This window comes from Arthrobacter sp. ok909 (assembly GCF_900104405.1).
Taxonomy (GTDB): Bacteria; Actinomycetota; Actinomycetes; order Actinomycetales; family Micrococcaceae; genus Arthrobacter; species Arthrobacter humicola.
Genome location: NZ_FNJS01000012.1, coordinates 25,974 through 38,724, shown reverse-complemented (window position 1 = coordinate 38,724; position 12,751 = coordinate 25,974). Strand labels below are relative to the sequence as shown.

The window sequence follows — 12,751 nt, the reverse complement described above, 5'->3', positions numbered from 1 at the left end:
CTCCGTTCCTAGAGCCGGGCCTTGGCTGCCAGGCCCGCGCGGACGTCCTCGTCGGCAGTGGCCGCGGCGAAGGCCTTCACGGCTTCCTCCGCTTCCTTGCTCAGCCGCCGCGGGACAGCGACGTCGATCGTCACCAGCAGATCGCCGGTGCCGCTGGCGTGCTTGACGCCGCGGCCCTTGACGCGCAGCGTGCGGCCGGAGGGCGTCCCTGCGGGGACCCTGACCTTGACCTTGTCGCCGTCGATCGTCGGAACCTCGACATCGGCGCCGAGGGCCACCTCCGGGAAGGAGACGGGGACGTGGATGCGGAGGTTTTCGCCGTCGCGGACGTAGAAATCATGGGGCTTCACGGAGACTGTGACCATGAGGTCGCCGTAGCCGGCGGGACCGTGCTGGCCTTTGCCGCGAACGCGGACCTTCTGGCCGTCCTTGATACCGGCCGGAATGCGGACGTCGATGACCTCGCCGTCGGGTTCACGCAGCCCGATGGTGGTGCCGCGGATGGACCCGGCAAATGAGATCGAGGTGGACGCGGTGCGGTCCGCGCCCTTCTGCGGAGCGCGCTGGAACGACTGGCCGCCGCCACCGAACCCACCGCCGCCGCCAAAGAGATCGGCGAACTCGGGCGGAATGCCGCCGGCGGTGCTGTAGCTGCCGGAATGGCGTCCTCCGCCGCCGGTGAAGAGTCCGCCGAAGAGGTCTTCGAAGCCTGCGCCGCCGGCAGCCCCGCCGCCTCCGCCGGGGGCAAAGCGTGCGCCGCCGCCCATCGCCCGGATGGCGTCGTACTGCTGGCGTTCATCGGCGTCGGACAACACGGAATAGGCCTCGGAGATGTCCTTGAACTTCTTCTCCGATGCCGCATTGCCCGCATTGGTATCCGGGTGGTGCTGCCGAGCAAGCTTCCGGTAAGCCTTCTTGATATCGGCGTCGGAAGCGTCCTTGGCGACACCAAGGATCTTGTAAAAGTCCTTGTCCACCCAATCCTGGCTAGCCAATGGCGTTTCCTTTCAAAAGTACAAAGCGTTAAGGCGAGATTACCGCTGAACGCCGAAGCGGATGAGGGGGCCTGGGAGTGGCTTCGGGCCTGCCGGAGCGTGGCAGCTTAGGTCCGCAGGACCTAAGCTGCCACGCGTAGGGGCGGGGTCCCCTCGTCCGCGAAGGCGTGGGGGCAACCCTACGCCGGAACAGCCACAATCACCTGGGCGGCACGGAGGACGCGGTCGCCGGACTTGTAGCCCGAGCGCAGGACCTGGCTGACGGTATCGAAGTCGATATCCGTGCCGGGCTGCTGGATGAGGGCCTCGTGGATCGTGGGGTCGAACTCCACGCCGGTCTCATCGATGCGGACCAGTCCGTACGTCTTCAGCGCAGCCTCCAGCTTGGTGGCAATCGCGGCGAAAGGTCCGTCCGCAAGGTCACCGTGCTGGCGGGCGGCGTCGACGTCGTCCAGTACCGGCAGCAGGGCGTTCAGGACGCCGATGACGGCCATCTCGCCCGCAACGGCCCGGTCGCGTTCGACCCGCTTGCGGTAGTTGACGTACTCGGCCTGCAGGCGGCGAAGGTCATTCCTGAGCTCCTCCGCCTCGGCGGCGCCGGCTGCACTCTGGGCCACCGAGTCGGCGGCGGGCACCTCAACGCTGTTGAGGATGTCCTCCGCCTGGGACAGTGCATCCCCGGAGTCCGCATGGTGTTCCTGGTCAGGGTGGCGGGCCTGGCCGGTCTTCGGATCAACCTTGCGGTTGTCGTGGATCACCGGTTTCTGCGGCTCGTCTTCCCGCTGTTCAGCGTCACGCCGGCTCTCGGAAGAACCGTGCTCTTCTTCGTTACCGTGGTGCGGCATGATTACTTCTTCTCGTCTTCGTCAACGATTTCGGCGTCGACGATGTCCTCGTCGGAGCCCGCTGCCTGCTCGCCTGCGGGGGCGCCGTGGGCGCCGGCGGCGCCGTCAGGGGATCCTGCGTGCGCGTAGATGGCCTCGCCGAGCTTGCTCTGGGAAGCCTGCAGCTTCTCAAACGCGGTCTTCACGGCGGCGTCGTCGGTGCCTTCAAGGGCTGCCTTGAGGGCGTCGACGTCGGCCTTGACCTCGGTCTTGACCTCTTCCGGCAGCTTGTCGGCGTTGTCCGCGATCAGCTTGTCCACGGAGTAGGCGAGCTGTTCGGCCGTGTTGCGGGTGTCGGTTGCCTCGCGGCGAGCCTTGTCCTCGGCTGCGTGCTCCTCGGCGTCACGGACCATTCGGTCGATGTCTTCCTTGGACAGCGCGGTGCCGCCGGTGATGGTCATGGACTGTTCCTTGCCGGTGCCCTTGTCCTTCGCCGAAACGTGCACGATGCCGTTGGCGTCGATGTCGAAGGTGACCTCGACCTGCGGGACGCCGCGGGGGGCCGGAGCGATGCCGGTCAGTTCGAACGTGCCCAGCGGCTTGTTGTCGCGGGTGAACTCACGCTCGCCCTGGAAGACCTGGATGGCCACGGACGGCTGGTTGTCATCCGCGGTGGTGAAGGTCTCGCTCCGCTTGGTGGGGATGGCCGTGTTGCGCTCGATCAGGTGCGTCATGATGCCGCCCTTGGTTTCGATGCCCAGGGACAACGGGGTGACGTCGATCAGGAGCACGTCCTTGCGCTCACCCTTGAGGACACCGGCCTGCAGGGCGGCGCCGACGGCGACGACCTCATCCGGGTTGACGCCCTTGTTGGGTTCCTTGCCGCCGGCCAGTTCCTTGACGAGGTCGTACACGGCCGGCATGCGGGTGGAACCGCCGACGAGCACGATGTGGTCGATCTCGGAAAGCTTGATGCCGGCTTCCTTGATCACGTCCTGGAACGGCTTCTTGGTGCGGTCCAGCAGGTCCTTGGTGAGGTCCTGGAACTTGGCGCGGGTCAGCTGCTCGTCCAGGTGGACCGGGCCGTCGGGGGTGACGGACAGGTACTGGAGGGAGACGTTGGTGCTGGAGGAGGAGGAGAGTTCCTTCTTGGCCTGCTCGGCTGCCTCGCGGAGTCGCTGCAGGGCAATCTTGTCCTTGGTGAGGTCGATGCCCTTGACCTTGAGCTGGTTCAGCAGGTAGTCCACGACGCGCTGGTCCCAGTCGTCGCCGCCGAGGTGGTTGTCACCGGCGGTGGCGCGGACCTGGATGGTGGAGAAGTTGTCTTCGTCCTTGCCGACCTCCAGGAGGGAGACGTCGAAGGTGCCGCCGCCGAGGTCGAAGACCAGGATGAGCTCGTCTTCCTTGCCCTTGTCCAGGCCGTAGGCCAGGGCGGCCGCGGTGGGCTCGTTGACGATGCGCAGGACGTTCAGGCCGGCGATTTCACCGGCTTCCTTGGTGGCCTGGCGCTGGGCGTCGTTGAAGTAGGCCGGGACGGTGACGACGGCGTCGGTGACCTTTTCCCCGAGGTAGGACTCGGCGTCGTTCTTCAGCTTCATGAGGATACGGGCGGAGATTTCCTGCGCCGTGTACTTCTTGTCGTCAATGGCGACAGTCCAGTCGGTGCCCATGTGGCGCTTGACGGACGCGATGGTGCGGTCAATGTTGTTGACGGCCTGGCGCTTGGCGATCTCGCCGACCAGAACCTCGCCGGACTTGGAGAACGCAACGACCGACGGCGTGGTGCGGCCACCCTCGGCGTTGGCAATGACGGTGGGCTCGCCACCTTCGAGAACGGAGACGACGGAGTTAGTGGTTCCGAGGTCAATACCTACTGCACGTGACATGGGTTGTTTCCTTACTTTCCTTGGAATCTTTGAGCAATCCGCGGACCACAGTGGTTCTAACCGCAATGGGTTCTAACAACAAAGGGCCCGACCGTTATTGAGCGATCTACACTCAACTTTACCCAGACCCGGATTTAAGTCAATCCAAAGTTGAGCGCAATCGACTCAACTCTGCTCCAGCCGCAGTCGGCAGCCTCTCTTTGCCGCCCGAATTCCCGGGATTTCAGGCCTTCCGGCGCGCCCCGGGCCGCGTTTCGCCCTGCGCGAACCTTCAGCGTGCGGACCCCCGCGGCGGACGACCCCGCGGGGGACGGACCACTGCCTCCGCGACTTATCGCTCGACGCCCTCCGACGATTCGCCCGCTGCCTGCCGGCCTGCACGCTCGGCGCCAGCCGTTCCGGCAGTTCCGTAGTCGCCCTCCGGGTACTCTGCTTCCTCGGCGACGGACCCCTCACCGGAGACCTCGGGCGCCGAGACTCCGGCGTCGCCGTAGTCGCCCGCGGCGTAGTCGCCCTCCACCTCACCGACAGCGGCCGCACCGGCCACTCCGGCGTCGCCGTAGTCCCCCGCCGAATACTCCCCCTCGACGGCCGTGGGCGGGACTTCACCCGCCGTACCCGCGGTGCCGTAGTCACCCTCGACATACTGCCCCTCGGCCTCTGCTTCTTCGGATATGGTCTCGTCCGACACGTTCTTTTCCGGCATGTTCTCTTCAGGCGTGTTCTTTTCAGAAATGTTCTCTTCGGACATGTTCTCTTCAGACATGGATGGATCCTTCCTGAAAGCATCGGGTGTGCCCGTGCGGGCGCAGGGGCAGTCTACCGAGCACCACCGCGGGGCAACAGGGGAACCCGTTTCACGGGGCGGCGGCCGCCGGCAGCCCGGCGACGTCGGCGAGCACCGCGAGGTGATGGTCGAAGAGCTCCTCCCGGGCGGTGAACGTTTCCTCGCCGTACTGGCCGAAGACTTCGAAGCTGACGGCGCCGAAGAGCGAGGTCCAGGCGAGGGCACCACGGGCCAAGAGGTCATCAGGGACGGCCAGGCCGAACTCGGCGCGGATTTTCGCCAGATCCCCGCCAAGTCCGGCGGCGACGGCAGGGCTCCGCCGGCCCTGAACCGAGAGCTGACCGGCCCGGAAGGCGCCGTCGAGAATTGCCATAAGGGCAAAAATCACCCGCGTTCCGGGGCCGGTGGTCCGCTCGGCGGGCGCCCGGTACCCGGGCACCGGGCTGCCGAAGAGAAGGGCATAGCGGGACGGTTCGCGCAGTGCCCAGCCCCGGACCGCACGGCCCAGCGCCGCAAAGCGGCCGCCGAAGTCACCTTCCGGCACGGCCCCGACGGCGGCATCCACTTCATCGCCGAGTTCGTTATAGGCGTCAATCAGCAGGAGGGTCAGCAGCTCTTCCCGGTTCTCCACGTAGCGGTAGACCGCCGAGGAGACGACGCCCAGATCCCGCGCGACAGCGCGGAGGGACAGGGAGGCCGCACCATGCAGCGCCAGGTGCTCCCTGCCCAGGCGGAGGATGTCGGCCACAGTCCGGGCGCGCGCCCGCTCCCTCGGGGTCCTGGGCCGGGAAGCCGCGGTGGCGGCCCCGGCGTTCCCATTGGCGGCTTCAACGGTGGCATTGGCACTGTCCTCGGGCATGCATCCAGCATGTCACAAACAAGAGCACTGTCAACAAATGTGAGCACTGCTCTTGACTTACGTTCGCTTGGCGGCGCATCCTGAATTCAGAGAGCACCGCTCTCATAATTCTAAGGAGATCAGAATGTCCCAATCCGGCGCCCCGGGGCGTACCCCATCTCGTCTCTTCGTCGTCACCGGTGCGGGCCCCGTGGGCTGGACGGTTACGGAACAACTGGCAGCGGCGGGTCACCGCGTGCGCGTCCTGACGAGGTCCGGAAGCGGGCCCGCCCACCCGCTGGTTGAGAGAATGTCCGTTGATGTTTCGGACCCGGCCAGGCTCGGCGAGGCCTTCCGCGGTGCCTCGGCCGTTTTCCATTGCATTCACGGCTCGCGGTATAGCGCCGAGGCCTGGGCCAGGGAACTGCCGCAGGCGGAGCAAAGCGTGCTCACCGCGGCGGGCGAGGCGGGCGCCGTCGTCGTCTTCCCGGAAAGCCTGTACTCCTACAGCGCGCCGGAACGGCCCATGACCGAGGAGGACCCCCGTGAGGCCCAGGGCGGCAAGCGGGGTGTCCGGACGGCGCTTCTGAAGGCCCGGGCAGAGTCCGCAACGGACACCGTGAGCGTAGTGGCCGGCGATTTCTTCGGGCCTAGGGTACGCACCGCGCACGCCGGCGAGCGCATGGTGAAGCCGGTGCTGGCGGGCAAATCCCTGATGGTGATCGGACGGGCGGATCAGCCGCATTCCTTTACCTACGTTCCTGATCTCGCGGCCGCCATGATTGCGGCGGCCGACAAGCCGCAGGTGTGGAATCGGGTGTGGCATGCGCCTACCGGATCGGCGCTGACCCAGCGCGAGATCGCCGGGGCATTCGCCAACGCGGCCGGCACCCGGTCCCCGCGCGTCACGGCGTTGCCCGGCTGGGCGCTAAAGGCGATGGGAGTGTTTTCGCCCGATATGCGGGAACTGGCGGAGACGCTGTACCAGTTCCAGCGCCCGTTCGTGATGGATTCCGCTGCGAGCCAGGCCGCTCTGGGGCTGGCGCCCACGCCGCTGCGCGAAGCAGCCGCCGCCACCGTCGCCTGGTGGGGGGACCAGGGACAGTGACGGCGGCTGCGGTTTTAGGGTCCGGCTAGCGGACTCCGGCTTCTTCGTTATCCGCAGTCCGGGGGAACGGAACGTCGGCGCGGGCCGCGGCGTCGCTCTCCGGCCGGCCGAGCTTGCCCGGCCACCAGATCCGCGGGCCGATATCGTAGGCCAGCGCGGGCACCAGCAGCGAGCGGACCAGCACCGTGTCCAGCAAAACGCCGAACGCGACGATAAAGGCCAGCTGCACCAGGAACATGATCGGGATGACCCCCAGGGCCGCGAAGGTGGCCGCGAGGATCACGCCCGCCGAGGTGATGACCCCGCCCGTCACAGCGAGGCCGCGCAGGATGCCGGCCCGGGTGCCGTGCTTGATCGACTCCTCCCGGACCCGGCTCATGAGGAAGATGTTGTAGTCGACGCCCAGCGCCACGAGGAAGACGAAGCCGAAGAGGGGCACTGTTGCGTCCGCTCCCGGGAAGCCGAAGATGTTGTTGAAGACGAAGGCCGAAACGCCCATCGCCGCGCCGTAGGACAGGACCACGGAGGCGACCAGCAGGACCGGCGCCAGCACCGAACGCAGCAGCAGCATGAGGATGACCAGGATGACGCCCAGGACCACCGGGATGATGGTGACGAGGTCGCGCTGTGCGGTGGTGTTGGTATCCAGGGCGGTGGCAGTCACGCCGCCGACCAGCACGCCGCTGTCAATCGTCTTCAGTTCCTGGCGGAGCGACACCACGACGTTTTCCGCCTCATTTGAGTCCGCAGCGTAGTTCAGCGTCGCGTTGATCAGAACCCTGCCATCCCTGACTGCCGGGGCGGCCGGTGCGCCCGGGGCTCCGGTGATAACCGGGGCGCCCCCCTCGGCCAGCAGGTAGGCGTCGCCGACGCCGTCGCTGGCTTTGGCTTTCGCCAGAACGTCCTGCGCCCTTGCCTCGTCGGCCACGATTACCGCCGGGCTGCCGGATCCAGCGTCGAAGTGCCGGCCCAGGGCTTGCTGCCCGTCGACGGCGTTGGAGGCGGTGAGGATGACATCGGTCTGGGCGACGCCGTTGGCTTTGAGCTGCAGAAGGCCGGTCCCCGCCACGAGCAGCAGAAGGACCGAGGCCACCCAGACCGTGCGCGGCCGGCGCGAAACGAGCGACCCTGTGGCCCGCCAGAGTCCCTTCTGGCCCTCCAGTCCCGTGACCAGTTCCGGCTCCCGCTCGGTTTCCGGAAGCAGCTTCGGCCGGAACGGCCAGAACGCGGCGCGGCCAAAAAGCGCCATCAGGGCGGGCAGCAGGGTCAAGGCCGCGAAGAGCGCGCAGAGGATGCCCGCGGCGGCTACCGGCCCGAGCGCCTTGTTGGAGTTGAGGTCGGAGAACAACAGGCAAAGCAGCGCAATGATCACCGTGGCGCCGGAGGCCAGGATCGGCTCCCAGGCGGCCTTCCAGGCCGTGATTGCGGCAGCCGTGCGGTTGGTGGTGTGCGTCAGTGCTTCGCGGAACCGTGCCACGTACAGCAAGGCGTAATCGGTGGCCGCGCCGATCACCAGGATGGACAGGATGCCCTGGCTTTGGCCGTTCAGCTGGATCCAGCCGGCTTTGGCCATGCTGAACACCAGCAGGATCGCGGCGCACAACGCGAAGACCGAGGTGAGCAGCACCATGATCGGCAGCAGCAGGGAGCGGTAGACGATCAGCAGGATCAGGAACACGGCGCCGAGGGCCACGAGCAGCAGAATGCCGTCAATCCCGGCAAAGGCACTCGCCAGGTCCGCCGCAAGGCCGGCCGGCCCGGTGACGAAGGTCTGCATTCCCGCCGGTGCGGATGCTTGAACCTCATTGCGCAGTTCCTTGACCACCGTCTTCACTTCTGCCGAGGAAGCGATGGGCACCACGAACTGAACCGCTTTGGCATCCGCGGAGGGGATGGGGCCGATCACCGTACTGCCGACCTGCAGCGCCTCCAGCCTGCTCTTGAGGGCGGCGGCTTCGCCGAGCTCGGCCGGGGTGAAGGCGGTATCGCTCTCGACCACGATCACGGCGGGGAATTCCTTGGAGTCCCGGAACTTGGCCTGCCAGTCCTGGGCCTCGGTGGCCTCGGCCCCGGCGGGCAGGAAGGAAGCCTGGTCGTTGGATGAAACCTCACTCAGACGGCCAAACGTCGGGCCGCCTATACCGGCGATCGCCAGCCAGGCCACGACCAGCACTGCGGGAATCAGCCAACGCAGCCAGAACGGTACGCGCGTCGTCGGGGGCGAAGTCGTTTTCATGTGTCCTTCTAGGGTGCGATTCGGAGGGGACGAGGAATCAACTCCATAGTAGACTATCTCTATCATGGAGATAACCCCGAATCGCGTGTGCCGGAGGAGAATGGAAGGACAGCCGGCGCCGGCCTGCCAGCGGTAGGTACTGCGGTAAGCGCTGCAGCAGACACTGCAGTAAACTCCCGAGGGCGCCGACCGGCCGCGGTCAGACCGCCGCGGCCGCATTCAGGGACGCCATATCTAGGGACAAAGGAGGTCCGCAGTGTCAGCCGAATTCCGGGGCCCATCCGAAGACACAGCGTCCCCCGACGCGGCCGGTCCGCCTCCGCTCGTCCGGCTCCTGCAGGAATTCAACCTCGAAGCCAACCGCTACGTGGACTCCGCCGGCGGCCGCAACGACATGCACCGCACGGACCTGAATGCCCTGGCCGTCATGATGCAGCACACGGCACGGGACCAGATCGTCACTCCGGGCGTGCTCAGGAAAGAGCTGAACCTCAGCTCTCCCGCCACCACAGCACTGATCGACCGGCTCTACAGTTCCGGCCATGTGGTCCGCGAGCGGGAGGGCCCGGACCGCCGGCAGGTGCAACTGCGTATGACGCCCAAGGCATACCGGGACGGCGGCGCCATGTTCCTTCCGCTGGCCCGCCACATGGGCGCGGCGATCGAAAACTTCACGCCGGAAGAACTGGAGATCGTCACCCGGTTCATGAACTCGATGATCGACGCCACCGTCCGGGCCGGCGAAGAAGCGGCGCGTGGCGCTGCGCCGGACGCCCGCGCGGACTGATCGCGGTCCCGGCCAATCCGCCGCCCCGGCCAATCCGCGGTGCGGTTATGGCTGCGCGGCAGTCCGCGGTCGGGCAGCCGTCACCGCGGCCACCGCTTCCGGTGCAGCAGCCGTCACCGACGTCACCTGCGTCGTCCCCTGCTTTCGGCTTGCGCCGACGCGAACGCCGACGCGAACGCCGACGCGAACGCCGACGCCGATGGCGGCGGCCGCCAGCACCAGCGGGACCACGAGCGCCCAGCCGCTAAAGCACAGGACCGCCACCATGACGGCGGCCGCCACAATCACGCCGTACCAGGCGGCCGTCCGCGGCTGCAGCAGCCGGATGCCGGCGGCCAGCCCAAACGCGGTGACGGCCGTGAAGCAGGCAGAGGCGGCCCCGATCTGGAACTGCATGTCAGTGAGCCCGGCAACCGCCGCGACGAAGGACAGCAGCGTCAGGACGGCCAGCGCGGCCAGGCTTCCGGAAGGCACTTGTCCCCGGCCGGCGCCGCGGGCGAGGGCCTGCGGCAGCACGCCGTCGGACGCCAGCGTGGCCCCGAGCCGGCTGGCGCCGGCCACGAAGGTGTTGATGGGGCCGAACGTCAATACCGCGGCGGCGACGGCGGTAAGCGGCGCCGCAAGTGAGCCCAGCCCCTTCTCGAGCAGCTCAGCAATGGGCACCGCCGTGCCGGGCAGCTGCGGGCCGAGCACGGCCACCGAGGCGGCGACGACGCCGATGTAGACCGTGCCCACCACAATCAGGGTGAGCCAGGTGGCCCTCCGGAGGTCGCGCTCGGGGTTCCGGAATTCTCCGGCGAGGTGGGAAACGGCTTCCCAGCCGGCGAAACAGAAGAAGAGCAGGCTCGCGGCACCGCCGACCGCCCAGTAGCCGTGCGGGGCGAACGGCTGGAAATTCTCCGCTTTCGCGTGCGGGGCTGCAAGCGCGACGGCGAGCGCAAGCAAGGCAACGAGCAGCACCATGAGCACCAGTTGGATGCGGCTGGAAACCCTGAGGCCGACGGCGTTGCTTGCGAAGGCGGCGAGCAGGATCACCGCTGCGGCGAGCACCGTGGTCTCGCGTCCGCCGCCCAAGGCATGGGCGATGTAGCTGCCGCCGATCACGGCCGTCGCCGGAGCGCCGAAGGGGATCGAAAAGTAAAAGAGGTATCCGGCCACCACGGAGGCGCGGTGCCCGAAGGCGCGCTTGACGAAATGAGCGATCCCTCCGGCGTCGGGCTGCTGGCGGCTCATTTCGGCGAAGCTGAAGGCGACCGGGGTGCAGAACACCAGCAGAAGGGCCCACGCCAGGAGTGATGCCGGGCCGGCCACGTCGGCTGCCATAGCCGGGAGCACCAGGACACCCGAACCGAGGATCGCCCCGACGTAAATCCCGGTGGCCCGGAACAGTCCCAGTCCCTTATTGCTGCTGCTGATTTCCACTCCTCAATTCATCCGCAGAACCCCGGGCGCCGGAAGCGGCAAAACTGACGGCCATCCGCAAAAAACTGCCTGCCGTCGCGCGCACCGGCTGACTTGAGCGCCCTACGCTCCCCCAACTAGCTCGCAGCAGGGGCCGTTTTGAGGGCTCATAACGGCCCCTGCTGCGACCTAGTTGGGTGGGTCCACCCATTTCCGATCTCGGGAGGGTAGCGTTCCATTATGAGTGCGCAGCAGCCTGACGATGTGTACACGCACGGCCACCACGAGTCGGTGGTCCGCGCCCACGCCTCCCGCACGGCGGAGAACTCGGCCGCGTTCGTGATCCCGCATCTCACGCCCGGGGTCTCCGTCCTGGACGTCGGCTGCGGGCCGGGCAGCATCACCTGCGACTTCGCGGAGATGGTGGCACCGGGCAGGGTCGCGGGCCTGGACCGTTCCCCCGACATCATCGGCCAGGCAGCGGCCCTCGCCGCCGAGCGCGGTGTGGACAACGTCGACTTCGCCACCGGCAACGTCTACGACCTCGGTTTCCCGGACGAGTCGTTCGACGTCGTCCACGCCCATCAGGTCCTGCAGCACCTCACGGACCCCGTCGCGGCCCTCCGCGAGATGCGCCGGGTGGCCAAAGCCGGCGGTATTGTGGCGGTGCGCGACGCCGATTTCCACGGCATGAGCTGGTACCCGGCGATCCCCGAACTCGACGACTGGATGGACTTGTACCAGCGGATCGCCCGCCGTAACGGCGCCGAGCCCGACGCCGGGCGCCGACTCGTGTCGTGGGCGCAGGCCGCCGGGTTCACCGACGTGGCGCCGTCGAGCAGCAACTGGCTCTACGCCACCGGGCAGCAGCGGCGGTGGCAGGCACGCGTGTGGGGCGAGCGGGTGCTGCATTCGTCCTTTGCCGACCAGGCGCTCGAGTACGGCTTTGCCAGCGAGGCTGACCTGGCCCGGATTTCCGCCGGGTGGCACCGGTGGGGCTCCACCGAGGACGGCTGGTTCCTGATTCCCAACGGCGAGGTCATCGCCCGGGCCTGAGGCGCGGGTCCCCCGGGGTGGCCGGTGCACCCAAGCCGCTCCCACGCCGAATCTGACGCGGCAGCAGGGTGGCTCTGACGCGCCTTCCGGGCACGTTCGATCCGCGACCTGCACTCACAGCACGGGCACAGCGCCGCCAAAGTGCCGCCATACCTGCCACGCAGAGGCTGGGGACAGGCCGGACCCCCGGCCGGCCCGGATGTCCGGGTCCCAGCAAAGGAGTTTCACCATGGCACAGATCAACAAGACGACGGCCGGCATCATGCTCGCCGGGGTGATCGGCGGCGGCGCCATCGGCGCGGCGGCCATCCCGGCAATGGCCGACGATGGCACCGGCACGTCCTCCTCCTCGAGCACCACTGCCCCTGACGGCAACAGCGGCTACGGTGGCGGCTACGGCATGCCCGGCGGCACGGGAGGCCAAGGCGGCCCGCACCAGGCCAACGGCAAGACGGAGGAGGTCCTCACCGGCGACACCGCCACGAAGGTCGAGGCCGCGGTGAAAGCTGCCCAGCCGGATGCGACGATCGAACGGATAGAGACCGACGCCGACGGCGCCACCTACGAAGCCCACATCGCGAAGGCGGACGGCACCCGCGCCACCGTCCTGCTGGATTCGAACTTCACCGTGACCGAGACCCAGGACCAAGGCCAGGGCGGCCCCGGCGCCGGGGGGCCATGGCGGCCCAAATGACGGGGATGCGGACGATGCCGCCACGGGCGGCGCCACTTCCAACGGCTAACCCCTGGCGGGCCTTGGGCTGGCGCTTCTGACGGGACGGTCCCGGCCACCAGCACTTCACCGCAGGCAAGCGCTGCTCCGGGCGGCGGCA

11 protein-coding genes are annotated in these 12,751 nt (G+C 67.8%); 4 read left to right on the top strand and 7 right to left on the bottom strand.

The window, feature by feature from the left end:
- Positions 1 to 8 precede the first annotated feature (8 nt).
- The 5 genes from BLR03_RS11600 to BLR03_RS11580 form a co-directional block, all read right to left on the bottom strand.
- Complete coding sequence (locus tag BLR03_RS11600) at positions 9 to 995, bottom strand: DnaJ C-terminal domain-containing protein (RefSeq protein ID WP_175460508.1); 987 nt, start codon at positions 993 to 995, stop codon at positions 9 to 11.
- Positions 996 to 1,174: 179 nt separating this feature from the next.
- Entirely contained in the window at positions 1,175 to 1,840 is a 666-nt protein-coding gene (locus tag BLR03_RS11595; RefSeq protein WP_175460507.1) for a nucleotide exchange factor GrpE, read from the bottom strand.
- A gap of 2 nt (positions 1,841 to 1,842) precedes the next feature.
- Entirely contained in the window at positions 1,843 to 3,705 is a 1,863-nt protein-coding gene (gene dnaK / locus BLR03_RS11590) for a molecular chaperone DnaK (RefSeq protein WP_091252708.1), read from the bottom strand.
- A 331-nt stretch (positions 3,706 to 4,036) separates the two neighbouring features.
- A complete protein-coding gene (locus BLR03_RS11585; RefSeq protein ID WP_091252706.1) occupies positions 4,037 to 4,471 on the bottom strand; it encodes a hypothetical protein in 435 nt (144 codons plus the stop codon).
- 91 nt (positions 4,472 to 4,562) lie between these two features.
- Positions 4,563 to 5,351, bottom strand: coding sequence for a TetR/AcrR family transcriptional regulator (locus tag BLR03_RS11580; protein WP_091252705.1), 789 nt, complete (start codon positions 5,349 to 5,351; stop codon positions 4,563 to 4,565).
- A gap of 124 nt (positions 5,352 to 5,475) precedes the next feature.
- On the opposite strand from BLR03_RS11580, the gene BLR03_RS11575 reads away from it, so the two are divergent.
- Entirely contained in the window at positions 5,476 to 6,438 is a 963-nt protein-coding gene (locus BLR03_RS11575) for an NAD-dependent epimerase/dehydratase family protein (protein WP_091252703.1), read from the top strand.
- Between the two features lie 25 nt (positions 6,439 to 6,463).
- Here the strand turns inward: BLR03_RS11575 and BLR03_RS11570 are convergent, their stop codons facing one another.
- Complete coding sequence (locus BLR03_RS11570; protein ID WP_091252701.1) at positions 6,464 to 8,674, bottom strand: MMPL family transporter; 2,211 nt, start codon at positions 8,672 to 8,674, stop codon at positions 6,464 to 6,466.
- 256 nt (positions 8,675 to 8,930) lie between these two features.
- Between BLR03_RS11570 and BLR03_RS11565 the strand changes: the two genes are divergently transcribed.
- The gene (locus BLR03_RS11565; RefSeq protein ID WP_091252699.1) at positions 8,931 to 9,461 is read left to right on the top strand and encodes a MarR family winged helix-turn-helix transcriptional regulator; all 531 of its coding nucleotides are present in this window, start codon (positions 8,931 to 8,933) and stop codon (positions 9,459 to 9,461) included.
- A 45-nt stretch (positions 9,462 to 9,506) separates the two neighbouring features.
- Here BLR03_RS11565 and BLR03_RS11560 read toward each other — a convergent pair whose 3' ends face one another.
- The gene (locus BLR03_RS11560; RefSeq protein ID WP_254788418.1) at positions 9,507 to 10,883 is read right to left on the bottom strand and encodes an APC family permease; all 1,377 of its coding nucleotides are present in this window, start codon (positions 10,881 to 10,883) and stop codon (positions 9,507 to 9,509) included.
- A 219-nt stretch (positions 10,884 to 11,102) separates the two neighbouring features.
- On the opposite strand from BLR03_RS11560, the gene BLR03_RS11555 reads away from it, so the two are divergent.
- Together BLR03_RS11555 and BLR03_RS11550 are read left to right on the top strand one after the other, a co-directional pair.
- A complete protein-coding gene (locus BLR03_RS11555; RefSeq protein WP_091252697.1) occupies positions 11,103 to 11,918 on the top strand; it encodes a methyltransferase domain-containing protein in 816 nt (271 codons plus the stop codon).
- A 229-nt stretch (positions 11,919 to 12,147) separates the two neighbouring features.
- Positions 12,148 to 12,612 carry a hypothetical protein gene (locus tag BLR03_RS11550; protein ID WP_091252695.1) on the top strand — a complete coding sequence of 155 codons (465 nt, stop codon included), beginning with the start codon at positions 12,148 to 12,150 and terminating at the stop codon, positions 12,610 to 12,612.
- Positions 12,613 to 12,751: the final 139 nt, after the last annotated feature.